A 14,989-nucleotide genomic window follows, 5' to 3' on the forward strand; every position below is an offset into this window, starting at 1 on the left:
CGCCTCCGCACGAGGCCGCACCGGACAGGTTCCCGACACCCTCCGCCAGGTCCTTTACTTTCTCAACAGACGCCCGAATTATCCCTTTTGTCGTACCGAATGCGGCCGTCCGTGGCACCGCGTCGGCGACCGACCGAAGGGATGCACCCGCGTGACGAGAGCACCACTGCTGTACGGGATCGCCGGGTCCGTGGCCCTGACCGCCCTTGCCTCCGCACCGGCCGACAGCCTCTCCCGGCCCACCGCGCCAGAGACCGCCGGCACCGCCGCGGCCGCCGCACGGGCCGCCGCGGCGGGCATCGACTTCGGCGACTGTCCGCAGGCGGAAGAGCTGCCTCCGTCGGTCGAGTGCGGAACGGTCCGCGTACCGCTCGACTACGCGAAGCCGGACGGCCGGCAGATCGAACTGACCGTCAGCCGCGGACGAGCCACCGGCGATCCGTCCGACCGCCAGGGCGCGCTGGTCTACAACCCCGGCGGCCCCGGCGGCTCCGGCATGTACTTCCCCGCGCTCGCCGACTCCCCCGAGTGGAAGCGCGTGGCGGCGGCCTACGACCTGGTGGGATACGCCCCGCGCGGGGTCGGCCGCTCGGCGCCACTGTCCTGCCAGGACCCCGGGGAGTTCGCGAAGGCCCCGACCACCGCTCCGACGCATCCGGACAAGGCGTACAAACAGCAGCGCGTGGCGCGGGCCAAGGCATACGCGCAGGGGTGTGCGCGCAACGCGGGCGACGCGCTGCGCCACTACACCACCCTCGACAACGCCCGGGACCTCGACGTCCTGCGCGCCGCACTCGGCGAGCGCCGGCTGACCTTCATGGGGGCGTCCTACGGCACCTACTTCGGCGCGGTCTACGCGACGCTGTTCCCCGACCATGTCCGCCGCATGGTCTTCGACTCCGCGGTCGACCCGGATCCGCAGCAGGTCTGGTACCGCAACAACCTGGACCAGTCCGTCGCCTTCGAGCGCCGCTGGGCGGACTTCCGCGCCTGGATCGCCCGCCACCACACCACGTACGCACTCGGGCGCACACCTGCCCAGGTGCAGCGCAGCTACGACAAGGCGCGCGACGAGTTGGCCCGCGAGCCCGCCGGAGGCAAGGTCGGCCCGGGCGAGCTGCAGGCGGCGTTCCTGCGTGCCGGGTACTACGACGACTACTGGCCGGGGCGGGCGAACGCGCTCGCGGAGTACCTGCGCGGGCGCCCGCAGGAACTGGTGGACATCGCCGCACGTCCCGAGGCGAGCGCCGCGGCGGACGAGAACAGCCAGGCGGTGTACACGGCGGTGGAGTGCAACGACGCGTCCTGGCCGACCAGGTTCGAGACCTGGGACCGCGACAGCACACTGCTCTCGGGGATCGCGCCGTTCGCCACCTGGGACAACGCCTGGATGAATCTGCCCTGTGCGTTCTGGCCCGCGCCCAGACAGCGGCCGGTCGATGTGCGGGTACCGGAAGGGAAGCTGCCGCCGACCCTGATCCTCTCGGCGGAACGGGACGCCGCGACGCCGCACCGGGGCGCGGTGGAGCTGCACCGTCGGCTGTCCGGTTCGACGCTGGTCACGGAGCGGGACGCGGGTACGCACGGCATCGCGTTCGGCTCCAACGACTGCGTCAACGGCCATGTGGAGGCGTACCTGCTCGACGGCAAGCTGCCGGGGCGGAGCGCGGAGTGCGAGGCCCACGAGGGGCCGGAGCCCTCGCCAGGGGGCGGGAGTTCGACCGGTCCGCAGGAGCCCTGACGGACTCCCGCACGAGACGGCCCGGTGCGGCGCTGCCCCACCGGGCCGTCCGGCGCTCAGGCCAGTGAGGCGACCAGGTCGGCGACGCTCTTGCGGCGGCCGGTGTAGAACGGCACCTCTTCACGGACGTGCATCCGCGCCTCCGAGGCACGCAGGTGACGCATCAGGTCGACGATGCGGTACAGCTCGTCGGCCTCGAACGCCAGCATCCACTCGTAGTCGCCGAGCGAGAACGCGGGGACGGTGTTGGCGCGGACGTCCGGGAAGCCGCGGGCCATCTTGCCGTGGTCGGCGAGCATCCGGCGACGGTCCTCGTCGGGCAGCAGGTACCAGTCGTAGGAGCGCACGAACGGGTACACGCTGACGTAGTTCCGCGGGGACTCGTCGGCCAGGAACGCCGGGATGTGCGACTTGTTGAACTCGGCGGGGCGGTGCAGCGCCATGTTCGACCAGACCGGCTCCAGAGCGCGGCCGAGACGCGTGCGGCGGAAGCGGTTGTAGGCGTCCTGCAGCGCGTCGGAGGTCTCGGCGTGCCACCAGATCATGACGTCGGCGTCGGCCCGCAGGCCGGAGACGTCGTACGTGCCGCGGACGGTGACGTCCTCGGCCTCGAGCTGGTCGAACAGCTCCTGCACCTCGTCGGCGTAGCCGGAGCGGTCCTCGGGCAGCACGTCGCGCAGCTTGAAGACGGACCACAGGGTGTAGCGGATGACCTCGTTGAGGTCCTTGGCCTTCTTGCCCGCGTTGGGGGCCTTGGCGGGGGCGTCGTCACTCATGGGGTTATTCTCCCGCGCCGCCGTGCAGGCTCTGCACCGGGTGGGCGGTGAGCTCCTCGGCCGCCGCCGTATCGCCTTGCAGCAGGTCGACGGCCGCCTGGGCACTGGCGATGCAGGCGGGGATACCGACGCCGTCGTAGGCAGCCCCGCAGACCGCGATCCCAGGCAGTCCGGAGACCTGGCGGCGGATGCGCTCCACGCGCGCGTGGTGCCCGACGGGGTACTGGGGCAGGCCGTCCTGCCAGCGGGTCACCCGTGCGGCGACGGGTTCGGCCGTGAGGCCGGTCGCGACGTGCAGGTCGGCGCGGGCGATGTCGAGGAGTTCGGCGTCGTCGCGCTTCAGGTCCTCGGTGTCGCCGTGCCGGCCGACGGAGGTGCGGGCGACGAGCAGGTCCGGGTCCTCGTCTGCGATCCAGCCCCATTTGCGGCTGGCGAAGGTCGCCGCCTTGATGGTCCGGCCGTCGACCGGCGGTACGAGAAAGCCACTGCCCGGGGGCAGTTCGGTCTCGGCACGGCGGAAGGCGAACGTCATCAAGGCCATGGAGGCGTACTCCACGGTGCGCAGCTCTGCGGCGGCCGCAGGCGCCTCGGCCTCGAGCAGCTCGGCGGCCCGCGGCGCGGGGACGGCGATGACCACCGCGTCCGCCTCGAGGCTCTCGTCCCCTGCGATCACCTGCCAGGCGCCGGCGGTACGACGCAGCGCGGTCGCGGACGTGCCGGTGCGGATGTCGCCGCCGCGCGCGCGTACCGACTCGGCCACGGCGAGCGGCAGCCGGCCGACACCGCCCTCGATCCCCATGAACACCGGGTCCGTGCGCGGCTTCTCGGCGGTGCGGCGCTGGATGTCACGTACGGCGTGCAGCAGCGAGCTGCCGGAACGGGCCACCTCGTAGAGCTGCGGTACGGCCATCCGAAGCGAGATCCGGTACGCGTTGCCGGCGTAGACCCCGCCGAGCAGCGGTTCGACGAGACGGTCGACGACCTCGCGGCCCATCCGCTCGGCCACGTAACTGCCGACGGCGATGTCGTCGCCGACCTCGGTGGGCGGCAGGCCGGGTTCCTGGGCGATGCGGTCCAGGCCTTCGGGGCTCAGGACGTCCGCCAGGACCTCGGGATCGCCCGGTACGCCCATCACGTGCCCCTTGGGCATGGGCCGCAGGGCGCCACGGGTCCACAGGGACGCGGAGGCGGTGGCGGGCGCCTGGAGGGCGTCCGCGAGGCCCACCTCACGGGCGAGGCCGACGGCTTCCGGGCGGCGGGCGAGCATCGACTCGGCACCCAGGTCGATGCGGACACCGGCGATGCGGTCCGCGTGCAGCTTGCCGCCGAGACGGTCGGAAGCCTCCAGGACGGTCACCCGGGCTCCGGTGTCGAGCAGCCGGTGGGCCGCGGCGAGACCGGCGATGCCCCCGCCGACGACGACTACGTGGCGCGGTGCTGTGGGGGCGTCCGAAGCGTGCATGTCTCAAGGGTCTCAGAGCCATGTGTGGGGGCGTTCGTGCGGGTCTGGGTCGGGGTCCCGTCGAGGGTGCGCGGAGATGCGGCTCCGGGACGAAGCTCCACGCGCGCGTGGACCCGCATCGACGGCCCCCTGTCGTGTGTCGCCGGCTGCCCGGCGTCCGCCACGGAGGTGCTCGTTCCGCGTCCGGGCCGTGACCGCTTCGGGACCACCCGGCGCGAACGTTCCGCCTCACCCCCGCGTCGTCGGACCACACACCGAGGCAACGGGGGTACGCCCATGGACACCCACATCCGGAGCACGAAGCCCACGAGCAGGCGCCACCGCGGCTCACTCGCCGCGCTGCTGCTCGCCGCGGCGCTCGCCATGACGGCCTGCACGGCGGACGGCGACGGATCCGAATCGGCAGCGGGCAAGGCCGACAGGCCCGCGAGGAGCGACCCGGACACCGGCGGTGACGCCTCCGCACGCCGCAAGGGTGCGGGCAACTCCGGCGCGGACACGGCCCGCCAGGCCCCCGACCCGGCCGGCACCCACATCATCCGCACGGCGAAGCTCACGGTGCGGGTGAAGGACGTACCGACCGCTCTCGGCACCGCCCGCGCGGCTGCCGACGACGCGGGCGGTGTCGTCGCCGACGAGTCCACGGACCGCGACGCATCGGGCCACGAACGCTCCCGGGTCACCCTCAGGGTCCCGCAGGACCGGTACGAGGACGTGACTGCCGAACTGTCCGGCACCGGCAAACTCCTGACCCGCAAGGCGGTGGCGAAGGACGTCACCGACCAAGTGGTGGACGTCGAGAGCCGGGTGAAATCGCAGCGCGCCAGCGTCACCCGGGTCCGCGACCTCATGGACGACGCGACCGAGCTCGACGACGTGGTCACCCTCGAGGACGAACTGAGTACTCGTCAGGCCGAGTTGGAATCCCTCCTCGCCCGCCGCGCGAGCCTCGAGGACCGGACCGCGCTGGCCACCATCACCCTGACCCGGTCCGAGACCAGCACGCCGGCGAAGGAGCAGCCGGACGAGGGCCCCGGCTTCGCGGACGCCGTGTCGGGCGGGTGGGGCGCCTTCGTGACGGTCCTGCACCGGGTCGCCGTGGTCCTCGGCGCGGCGTTCCCCTTCCTCGCGCTCCTCGCCCTGCTGCTCGTGCTGTGGCGGCTGCTGAGGTCCCGCCTCCCCGGCGCCGACCGCCGCCGGGCGCCGCTCCCCGCGGCACCCGACCGCGCCTCGGCCCCCGCGACCGGCGGGAGCGCCTGCACCGACTCCGGCGAGACACCCAAGACTTCCTGATCCCCGGGCAGTTCCCCGGCACGCGGGCGGTCCGGGCCCGCTCCCCCGGCGGCACGTAGCGTGTGCCGCATGAGTGAACGACTGGTGGTCATCGGCGCGGACGCGGCGGGCATGTCCGCCGCGTCCCAGGCACGCAGGCTCAAGGACCGGGCGGCTCTGGAGATCGTCGCCTTCGAACGCGGCGGCTTCTCGTCGTACTCGGCCTGCGGCATCCCGTACTGGGTGGGCGGACAAGTGGCCGAGCGCGACGAACTGATCGCCCGCACTCCCGAGGAGCACCGCGAACGCGACATCGATCTGCGGATGCGCACCGAGGTCACCGAGCTCGACGTCCCGGGCAAACGGGTCCACGCCCGCGACCTGGTCTCGGGCGAGACCTACTGGACGGCGTACGACAAGCTCGTGATCGCCACCGGCGCGCGGCCGGTACGCCCCGACCTGCCCGGCATCGACACACCGGGCGTCCACGGAGTGCAGACCCTCGACGACGGCCAGGCCCTGCTCGACACCCTCGCCGCCACCGAGGGGCACCGCGCGGTCGTGGTGGGCGCCGGCTACATCGGCGTCGAGATGGCGGAGGCGCTGGTGCAGCGCGGCTACCGGGTGACCGTGGTCAATCGCGGCCAGGAGCCGATGTCGACCCTCGACCCGGACATGGGCCGCCTCGTCCACGAGGCGATGTCCGGCCTGGGCATCGAGATGGTCGACGACGCCGAGGTCACCGGCGTCGTCGAAGGCGACGACAAACGCGTCCGGGCGGTGGTCACGGCGGACGCCGAGTACCCCGCGGACGTCGTCGTCCTCGGCATGGGCGTCCGGCCGGCGACGGACCTCGCACGCGCGGCCGGACTGCCGCTCGGCACCAGTGGCGGGCTGCTCACCGACGTGTCCATGCGGGTCAGGGGCCACGACGACATCTGGGCCGGCGGCGACTGCGTCGAGGTCCGTGATCTGGTCGCGGGCCGCGAGCGGCACATCGCACTCGGCACGCACGCCAACAAGCACGGCCAGGTGATCGGTTCGAACGTGGGCGGCGACTACGCGACCTTCCCCGGCGTCGTCGGCACCGCCGTCAGCAAGGTCTGCGACCTGGAGATCGCCCGTACCGGACTGCGTGAGAAGGACGCCACGGCCGCCGGACTGCAGTACGTCACGGCCACCATCGAGTCGACCAGCCGCGCGGGCTACTTCCCGGGGGCGGCCACGATGACCGTGAAGATGCTCGCGGAGCGCCGTACCGGACGTCTGCTCGGCGTGCAGATCGTCGGCCGTGAGGGCGCGGCGAAGCGCGTCGATGTCGCGGCCGTCGCTCTCACCGCCCGGATGACGGTCGATCAGCTCACGGCACTCGACCTGGGGTACGCGCCGCCCTTCTCACCGGTGTGGGACCCCGTCCTGGTGGCGGCCCGCAAGGCCGTCACCGCGGTCCGCAAGGCGGGCTGAGAGAAAGCCGAAGCGGGGGCACGGCGTGCACCACGTGGGTGCCCGCCGTGCCACGACACTCATTTCCAGCCAAAGATCGGGCGCCCCGGCGCGGTCTTCCGCCCGTCGCTCAGTGCGCGGTGCGCGTGTGCACGTGCTCCACAAGGCGGGTCAGCGCGTCCGGGTCCGTGGTCGGCGGGACGCCGTGCCCGAGGTTGAAGACGTGCCCTTCGAGGTGCTGCGCGGCGGCGAGCACCTCGTCGGCCTTGACCGCGACCGCTTCCGGAGTCGAGAAGAGAACGGCCGGGTCGATGTTTCCCTGCAGCGCCTTGCCGGGGCCGACACGGCGGGCCGCCTCGTCCAGCGGGACCCGCCAGTCGACGCCGACGACGTCCGCGCCCGCCTCACCCAGCAGATTGAGCAGCTCGCCGGTCCCGACACCGAAGTGGATCCGCGGCACTCCCCGGCCGGCCACCCGCTCGAAGACCTTCGCCGAGGCAGGCAGCACTGCGGCCCGGTAGTCGGCCGGCGCGAGGGCACCCACCCAGGAGTCGAAGAGCTGTACGGCGCTCGCACCAGCGTCGATCTGCACCTGCAGGAAGGTGCCGGTGATGTCCGCGAGGCGGTCGAGCAGATCGGCCCACAGCTGCGGGTCGCCGTACATCATGGCCTTGGTGTTCTCGTGATTGCGGGAGGGCCCGCCCTCGATGAGATAGCTGGCCAGCGTGAAGGGCGCGCCGGCGAAGCCGATCAGCGGGGTGCTGCCGAGTTCACGGGTGAGCAGCCCCATCGCCTCGGTGACGTACCAGACGTCGTCGGGGGTGAGATCCCGCAGCCTGTCGAGGTCCGCGCGGGTGCGGAACGGCTGCTCGACCACGGGCCCGACACCGGGCTTGATGTCGAGATCGATACCGATGGCCTTGAGCGGTACGACGATGTCGCTGAAGTAGATCGCGGCATCGACGTGGTGGCGGCGCACCGGCTGCAGGGTGATCTCGGCGACCAGATCGGGGCGCATGCAGGAGTCGAGCATCGCGATGCCCTCACGCACCTTGCGGTACTCCGGCAGCGAGCGCCCGGCCTGTCGCATGAACCACACGGGGGTGTGCGGCACGGGCTCTCGGCGGCACGCCTTGAGGAAGGCGGAATCCGCGACGGCGGGCGACGGGTTCGACTGCTGGCCCTGCGGGCGGTCGTTGGCACTCACGCCGAAAGTCTCCCATGTGCCGTGAAGTGCCTGGCTCGGGGCGGGTGTCCCTCCCTGCGCCGGAGCTCGCTTCCGCTTAATCTTCCCCGCATGGCTGCGGCGCAGGGACAACTGTCGGAGGGTTCTGAGGGGATGGACGGTACGGAGGGGAAAGCGGCGCCCGAAGCCCCGCCCCCGTTCCGCACGGCCGTCGAGGCGTTGCGGGCGGCCCGGCTGCGGCCGGAGATCGAGGTGGAACCGACGCGCGCGCCCAGGCGGCTCGCGCCGTACGCGCACGCGCTCGAGGCGGCTGTGGTGGACGGCGAGGAGGATCTGGCCGACGGACGGCTCGTCCTGCTGCACGACCCCGCGGGACACGACGCCTGGCAGGGGGCGTTCCGGCTGGTGACGCTGGTCCGTGCCGACCTGGAGCCGGAGATGGCGGCCGATCCGCTGCTCCCTGAGGTCTGCTGGTCCTGGCTGACGGGCGCACTGCAGGGCCGCGGACTGTTCTACGGGGAGCCGAGCGGCACCGTGACGCGTGCGGGTTCGCACTACTTCGGCGGTCTCGCCGAGCGCAGGCCGGCCTCGCAGATCGAGATCCGCGCTTCCTGGACGCCACGCGAGGGGCCCAGCGGGGCGCCCGACACGGCGGCTCATCTCGCCGCCTGGTGCGACCTGCTGTGCCAGATCGCGGGGCTGCCACCCCAGGGGCCGTCGGACGCCGCTGTGGTCTCGCTGCCGCAGCGCCGCGGGCCACACCGCACCTGACCCGAGGGCGGCGCACGACCCCCTCGGGGGCGTACGCGGGCGCGGCTCACACGAGGACATGCATCAGCCGACGCGGTCGGCGCGGACACGGTTCGCGCCGACCGCGTCGCGCTGTCCGAAGCATCCCCCGCCTGTTTTCACGACACCGGACGCTCCACGCACCTCCGGCGATCACACGCGGACAGCAGTCGCCGTCCACGCGCGCGTGAAGCAGCCCGAAACGGTCGACGACGGACCGACGTTGTCCGCCGCCGAACGCGGGACGTCCACGCGCTGTCCCGCAGCCTCCTGTCCCGACCTGGCGACGGCGCCCTATTCCCCCTCGCGCCCTCAAGTAGTCCCCCGCTCGCTCGTGAGCGTGGTGTGTTCGGTTCGTTCTTGGGATGATCGATAGCGTGTCCTAATTGCCCGAATTGCAGGTCACCAAATCGTGATCATTCGCTAAAGGCGGGCGGAGATGCTGCCGAAGACGTTTGTGACCTTGAAAGCAGGATCCCGGCTCTTCCCCCAGCCGGCCCCGTCCCCGCCGCCATCCCCAGGAGGCCTGGTGTCCGTTCTCCTCGAGCAGCCCGCAAGCCTGGTCGCCTACCGCCCGAACAAGCCGACCGCCATGGTCGTCGTGGCTGACCCGCGCGTCCGATCCACCGTCACCCGTCACCTCTGGGCCCTCGGAGTCCGCGACGTCATCGAGGCGTCCTCCATCGCCGAGGCCCGCCCCCGCATCGGCAACCCGCGCGACATCTGCGTCGCCGATGTCCACCTGCCCGACGGCTCCGGCCTGACGCTGCTGTCCGAGACCCGCGCCGCGGGCTGGCCGAACGGCCTCGCCCTCTCCGCGGCCGACGACATCGGCGCCGTACGCAACGCCCTCGCGGGCGGAGTGAAGGGCTACGTCGTCACCGGCACCCGTACCAACGTGGGTCTGCCCACCCGTCCCGGTGCCGCCCCCATCGGCGCCGCTGCGGCCCGTATGCACCGCCGCCCCCCGGGTACCCCGAGCCACCCGGGCGGCTACCGGGAGCTGTCGGGCCGCGAGGTGGAGGTGCTCCGGCTCGTCGCGGAGGGGCAGTCCAACAAGGCCATCGGCGTCTCGATGGGCCTGTCCGCCCTCACCGTCAAGAGCCACCTCGCCCGGATCGCGCGGAAGCTCGGCACGGGTGACCGCGCCGGAATGGTCGCGGTCGCCCTGCGCACCGGAATCATCCACTGACCGGTTTACATCGCTGTCACGCCCGTCGACGGAACGTTCCGTCGACGGGCGTGCTGCATACACCGATACGCTGGGCCGGTGACCGACGCCCAAGAGACTGCAGCAGACAGTGCACTGCACACCACCGGAGGCGGCCCTCCGGACGACGTCGAAACGGCGCCGACCCCGTTGCTCGAACCCCGCGAGGGTGTGCCCGAAGTGATCGCCGACGCCGACGCGCTCGCGGAGGTGATCTCCGCCTTCGCCGCCGGCAGCGGCCCCGTGGCCGTCGACGCCGAGCGCGCCTCCGGGTACCGGTACGGCCAGCGCGCCTATCTGGTGCAGCTGCGCCGTCAGGGCGCAGGCAGCGCCCTCATCGATCCGATCGCCTGCCCGGACCTGTCCGGTCTCGGGGCCGCGATCGGCGACGCCGAGTGGGTGCTCCACGCCGCGACGCAGGACCTGCCGTGTCTGCGCGAAATAGGAATGATCCCGTCGCGCATCTTCGACACGGAGCTGGCCGGACGCCTCGCCGGGTTCCCTCGCGTCGGACTCGGCGCGATGGTCGAGTCGGTGCTCGGCTTCGTCCTGGAGAAGGGGCACTCGGCTGTCGATTGGTCGACCCGCCCGCTCCCCGAGCCCTGGCTGCGGTACGCCGCCCTGGACGTGGAGCTCCTGGTCGACCTCAGGGATGCGCTGGAGAAGGACCTCGACCGGCAGGGCAAGCTCGGCTGGGCCCTCGAGGAGTTCGACGCGATCGCCTCGGCGCCGCCCGCGCCTCCGCGCAAGGATCCCTGGCGGCGTACCTCCGGGATGCACAAGGTGCGCCGGCGTCGCCAGATGGCCGTCGTACGCGAGCTGTGGAACACCCGGGACCACATCGCCCGACGCCGTGACGTCTCGCCGGGGAAGGTGATCGGCGACGCGGCGATCGTCGAGGCGGCCCTCGCCATGCCGGCCAACGTCCAGGCGCTGTCCGCCCTGCACGGCTTCGGGAACCGGCTGCGGCCCCGCCAGCTCGAGCAGTGGCAGACCGCGGTCGACCGCGCGAAGGCGCTGCCGGACAGCGAACTGCCGCAGCCCGGACAGCAGGTCCCGGGTCCTCCCCCGCCGCGATCCTGGGCCGACCGCGATCCGGACGCCGCCGCGCGGCTCACCGCCGCGAAGGCCGCGGTGTCGGAGATCGCGGAGGGCCTGAACATGCCGCAGGAGAACCTGATCACCCCGGACACCGTGCGCCGGTTGTGCTGGGAGCCGCCGCGAGAGGCGACTCCCGAGACGGTCGCCGCGGCGCTCACCGCGCACGGTGCGCGGCGCTGGCAGGTGGAGCAGGTGACGTCGGCCCTGGTCACCGCTCTCGCCGCGACCCCGGAAGACTGAACACGCCCGTACCGGCGTGCCGCCGACGAACCCCCCGCTGCTCTCATGGCCGGGGGGTTCGGCATGTCTGGGGTCCCGCGCCGGCTCCTCCACCACGTCCCGAACGTGCCCGCGGGAGCAAGTACCCGTCCGTACTGGTGACTTGAGGCTCCCGGGCCTCCGGTGGCCGTCCCGCCCCGAGGTCCGATTGTGAGATGGGACGCACCCCGGTTGAGCAAAAGATACTCACGAGTAGCATGTGACGTGGAAGCGCGCCGGCAGGCGCACCCGCACCCTGGAGGAGAGCCATCGTGCCTCGTACCGTCAGGGACGTCGTCTTCGTGGATGGCGTCCGCACCCCGTTCGGCAAGGCGGGACCGAAGGGCATCTACAACGAGACCCGAGCCGACGATCTCGTCGTCAATGCCATCCGGGAGCTGCTGCGCCGCAACCCGGACCTCGACCCCGCCAAGATCGACGAGGTCGCGATCGCGGCGACCACGCAGATCGGTGACCAGGGTCTGACCATCGGGCGCACCGCGGGCATCCTGGCCGGGCTGCCGCAGTCGGTGCCCGGTTACTCCATCGACCGCATGTGTGCGGGCGCGCTGACCGCGGTGACCACCACCGCGGGCTCCATCGCGTTCGGCGCGTACGACGCCGTCATCGCCGGTGGCGTGGAGCACATGGGCCGCCACCCGATGGGCGAGGGCGTGGACCCGAACCCGCGCTTCGTGAGCGAGAAGCTGGTCGACGAGGCCGCCCTGTTCATGGGCATGACCGCCGAGAACCTGCACGACCGCTATCCCACGATCACCAAGCAGCGCGCCGACGAGTACGCGGTGCGCTCGCAGGAGAAGGCCGCGAAGGCGTACGCCGACGGCAAGATCCAGCAGGACCTGGTGCCGGTGTCGATCCGCCGCACCACTCCCGAGGGCGGCGAGACGGGCTGGGGCCTGGCCACCGAGGACGAGCCGATGCGCCCGGGCACCACGCTCGAGTCGCTCGCGGGCCTCAAGACGCCGTTCCGTACGCACGGACGCGTCACGGCCGGCAACGCCGCGGGCCTCAACGACGGCGCCACCGCGTCGATCATCGCCTCCGAGGACTTCGCGCGCGAGAACGGCCTGCCGGTCAGGATGCGCCTGGTCGCCTACTCCTTCGCCGGTGTCGAGCCCGAGGTGATGGGCTACGGCCCGATCCCGGCGACCGAGAAGGCGCTGGCGCAGGCCGGTCTGTCGATCTCCGACATCGACCTGTTCGAGATCAACGAGGCGTTCGCCGTCCAGGTGCTCGCCTTCCTCGAGCACTACGGCATCGCCGACGACGACGCGCGCGTCAACCAGTACGGCGGCGCGATCGCCTACGGCCACCCGCTGGCCTCCTCCGGCGTGCGTCTGATGACGCAGCTGGCGCGGCAGTTCGAGGAGCAGCCGCACGTCCGCTACGGCCTGACCACCATGTGCGTCGGCTTCGGCATGGGCGCCACGGTCATCTGGGAGAACCCCCACTGGGAGGGCAAGTGAGCACCACCACCGAACTGCTCAAGGGTGCAGCCGAGCTGTTCCCCGACGAGGTCGTGACCGAGGCGCACGTACGTCACCTCGAACTGCCGGCCGGCGCGGGACGCTTCGCGCTGATCACGCTCGACAACGGCCTGGACCACACCAAGCCGACCACCTTCGGGCCGCAGTCCCTCGCGAACCTGAACTCCGCGATCGACCAGGTCGAGAAGGAGTCCGCCGCCGGTGAGATCGTCGGTGTCGGCATCACCGGCAAGCCGTTCATCTTCGCGGTCGGCGCCGACCTCAAGGGTGTCGAGATCCTCACCCGCCACGAGGACGCGCTGGCCATCGGCAAGGGCGGCCACGACGTCTTCAAGCGGCTGCACACTCTCGCCGTACCGACTTTCGCGTACTACAACGGCGCGGCCATGGGCGGCGGCGTCGAGGTCGGTCTGCACTGCAGCTACCGCACGGTGTCGAAGGCGCTGCCGGCCTTCTCGCTGCCCGAGGTCTTCCTCGGTCTGGTGCCCGGCTGGGGCGGCTGCGTACTGCTTCCGAACCTGATCGGCGCGGACCGCGCGGTCTCGGTGATCATCGAGAACTCGCTGAACCAGAACCGTCAGCTCAAGGGCAAGCAGGTCTACGAACTCGGCATCGCCGACGCCCTGTTCGACGGCGCCGACTTCCTGTCGCAGTCCCTGGTGTGGACCGCTTCCGTCCTCAACGGCGACATCACCGTGGAGCGCCCGGAGCTCGACCGCGGCGAGCCGTGGGACGCGGCCGTGGCCCGCGGTCGCGAGATCGCCGACTCCAAGGTGCACGGCGCCGCCCCGGCCGCGTACCGCGCCCTGGACATCATCGCCGCCGCCAAGAACGGTGACCGGCAGCAGGGCTTCGACGCCGAGGACACCGCGCTGGCGGACCTCATCATGGGCGGTGAACTGCGGTCCGGCCTCTACGCGTTCAACCTGGTCAACAAGCGCGCCAAGCGCCCCGCCGGTGCGCCCTCGAAGGACCTGGCGCGCCCGGTCAGCAAGGTCGGCGTCGTCGGCGCGGGTCTGATGGCCTCGCAGTTGGCGCTGCTCTTCCTGCGCCGCCTCGAGGTGCCGGTGGTCCTCACCGACATCGACCAGGCCCGTATCGACAAGGGCGTGGGCTACGTGCACGCCGAGATCGACAAGCTGCTCGCCAAGGGCCGCGTCAACCAGGACAAGGCGAACCGCCTCAAGGGCCTGGTCACCGGCGTGCTCGACAAGGCCGAGGGCTTCGCGGACGCGGACTTCGTCATCGAGGCCGTCTTCGAGGAGATGTCGGTCAAGCAGCAGGTGTTCGCCGAGGTCGAGGCGGTCGCCCCGGCGCACGCCATCCTCGCCACGAACACCTCCTCGCTCTCGGTCTCCGAGATGGCGTCGAAGCTGCAGCACCCCGAGCGGGTCGTCGGCTTCCACTTCTTCAATCCGGTCGCCGTGCTGCCGCTGCTCGAGATCGTCCGCGGTGAGCAGACCGACGAGGCCTCGCTCGCGACGGCCTTCGGTGTCGCCAAGAAGCTGAAGAAGACCGCGGTCCTGGTGAAGGACGCCCCGGCGTTCGTCGTGAACCGCATCCTGACCCGCTTCATGGGCGAGATCCAGAACGTCATCGACGAGGGCACCCCGGTACCGGTCGCCGAGAAGGCGGTCGAGCCGCTCGGTCTGCCGATGTCGCCCCTGGTCCTGCTCGAACTGGTCGGCCCGGCCATCGGTCTGCACGTCTCCGAGACCCTGAACCGGTCCTTCCCGGACCGCTTCACCGTCTCGCCGAACCTGAAGGCGGTCGTCGAGGCCGGCAAGCGCGGCTTCTACGTGTACGACTCCGGCAAGCCGGAGCTCGACCCCGAGGTGGCCGCGCTGCTCAAGCAGGGCGACTCGGTGCTCACCGAGGAGCAGGTCCGCGACAGGGTGCTCGACGCGGTGGCGCAGGAGATCGGCCTGATGCTCGACGAGGGTGTCGTGGCCGAGGCGCAGGACATCGACCTGTGCCTGATCACCGGTGCCGGCTGGCCCTTCCACCTGGGCGGCGTCACGCCGTACCTGGACCGGGCGGGCGTCAGCGAGCGGGTCAACGGCAAGCCGTTCCTCGCCCCCGGTGTGGCGAGCGTGCCCGCGTAACACCGCTGCACAGCAGAAGGGCCGTACGGACTCGTGGTCCGTACGGCCCTTTGCCGTGCTCCACGCGCGCGTGGAGGTGCGTCAGGGGTCGGCGGGAGGCGTCGTGCGGTGCTTCTCCACGCGCGCGTGGCTCATGAT

At 71.7% G+C, this 14,989-nt stretch carries 11 protein-coding genes; 8 read left to right on the forward strand and 3 right to left on the reverse strand.

The window, feature by feature from the left end:
- Nucleotides 1-151: 151 nt before the first annotated feature.
- The gene (locus tag DSC45_RS12565; RefSeq protein WP_119290203.1) at nucleotides 152-1,741 is read left to right on the forward strand and encodes an alpha/beta hydrolase; all 1,590 of its coding nucleotides are present in this window, start codon (nucleotides 152-154) and stop codon (nucleotides 1,739-1,741) included.
- Nucleotides 1,742-1,797: 56 nt separating this feature from the next.
- Here the strand turns inward: DSC45_RS12565 and hemQ are convergent, their stop codons facing one another.
- A complete protein-coding gene (gene hemQ, locus DSC45_RS12570; RefSeq protein ID WP_119290205.1) occupies nucleotides 1,798-2,517 on the reverse strand; it encodes a hydrogen peroxide-dependent heme synthase in 720 nt (239 codons plus the stop codon).
- 4 nt (nucleotides 2,518-2,521) lie between these two features.
- On the reverse strand, nucleotides 2,522-3,979 hold the full coding sequence (hemG, locus tag DSC45_RS12575; protein ID WP_119290207.1) for a protoporphyrinogen oxidase: 1,458 nt from the start codon (nucleotides 3,977-3,979) through the stop codon (nucleotides 2,522-2,524).
- A gap of 276 nt (nucleotides 3,980-4,255) precedes the next feature.
- Here hemG and DSC45_RS12580 point away from each other — a divergent pair, with 276 nt between their 5' ends.
- Both DSC45_RS12580 and DSC45_RS12585 read left to right on the forward strand, forming a co-directional pair.
- Nucleotides 4,256-5,272 carry a DUF4349 domain-containing protein gene (locus DSC45_RS12580; RefSeq protein ID WP_119290208.1) on the forward strand — a complete coding sequence of 339 codons (1,017 nt, stop codon included), beginning with the start codon at nucleotides 4,256-4,258 and terminating at the stop codon, nucleotides 5,270-5,272.
- 69 nt (nucleotides 5,273-5,341) lie between these two features.
- Nucleotides 5,342-6,715 (forward strand): FAD-dependent oxidoreductase, encoded by a 1,374-nt coding sequence (locus DSC45_RS12585; protein ID WP_119290210.1) that lies wholly within the window; start codon nucleotides 5,342-5,344, stop codon nucleotides 6,713-6,715.
- Between the two features lie 109 nt (nucleotides 6,716-6,824).
- Here DSC45_RS12585 and hemE read toward each other — a convergent pair whose 3' ends face one another.
- On the reverse strand, nucleotides 6,825-7,901 hold the full coding sequence (gene hemE / locus DSC45_RS12590) for a uroporphyrinogen decarboxylase (RefSeq protein ID WP_119290212.1): 1,077 nt from the start codon (nucleotides 7,899-7,901) through the stop codon (nucleotides 6,825-6,827).
- Between the two features lie 90 nt (nucleotides 7,902-7,991).
- On the opposite strand from hemE, the gene DSC45_RS12595 reads away from it, so the two are divergent.
- The 5 genes from DSC45_RS12595 to DSC45_RS12615 all read left to right on the forward strand — a co-directional run bounded on the left by DSC45_RS12595 (nucleotide 7,992) and on the right by DSC45_RS12615 (nucleotide 14,851).
- Nucleotides 7,992-8,651, forward strand: a complete 660-nt coding sequence (locus DSC45_RS12595; RefSeq protein WP_119290214.1) for a DUF3000 domain-containing protein — start codon at nucleotides 7,992-7,994, stop codon at nucleotides 8,649-8,651.
- Between the two features lie 547 nt (nucleotides 8,652-9,198).
- Nucleotides 9,199-9,861, forward strand: a complete 663-nt coding sequence (locus tag DSC45_RS12600) for a response regulator transcription factor (RefSeq protein ID WP_119290216.1) — start codon at nucleotides 9,199-9,201, stop codon at nucleotides 9,859-9,861.
- 78 nt (nucleotides 9,862-9,939) lie between these two features.
- Nucleotides 9,940-11,220, forward strand: a complete 1,281-nt coding sequence (locus tag DSC45_RS12605; protein ID WP_119290218.1) for an HRDC domain-containing protein — start codon at nucleotides 9,940-9,942, stop codon at nucleotides 11,218-11,220.
- 290 nt (nucleotides 11,221-11,510) lie between these two features.
- Nucleotides 11,511-12,725: a thiolase family protein gene (locus DSC45_RS12610; protein WP_119290220.1), complete on the forward strand. Its 1,215-nt coding sequence runs from the start codon at nucleotides 11,511-11,513 to the stop codon at nucleotides 12,723-12,725.
- Entirely contained in the window at nucleotides 12,722-14,851 is a 2,130-nt protein-coding gene (locus DSC45_RS12615) for a 3-hydroxyacyl-CoA dehydrogenase NAD-binding domain-containing protein (RefSeq protein ID WP_119290222.1), read from the forward strand. Before DSC45_RS12610 ends, DSC45_RS12615 begins: the two co-directional genes overlap by 4 nt.
- Nucleotides 14,852-14,989 lie beyond the last annotated feature (138 nt).

Source organism: Streptomyces sp. YIM 130001, assembly GCF_003574445.1.
In the GTDB taxonomy this organism is placed as follows: Bacteria; Actinomycetota; Actinomycetes; order Streptomycetales; family Streptomycetaceae; genus Streptomyces.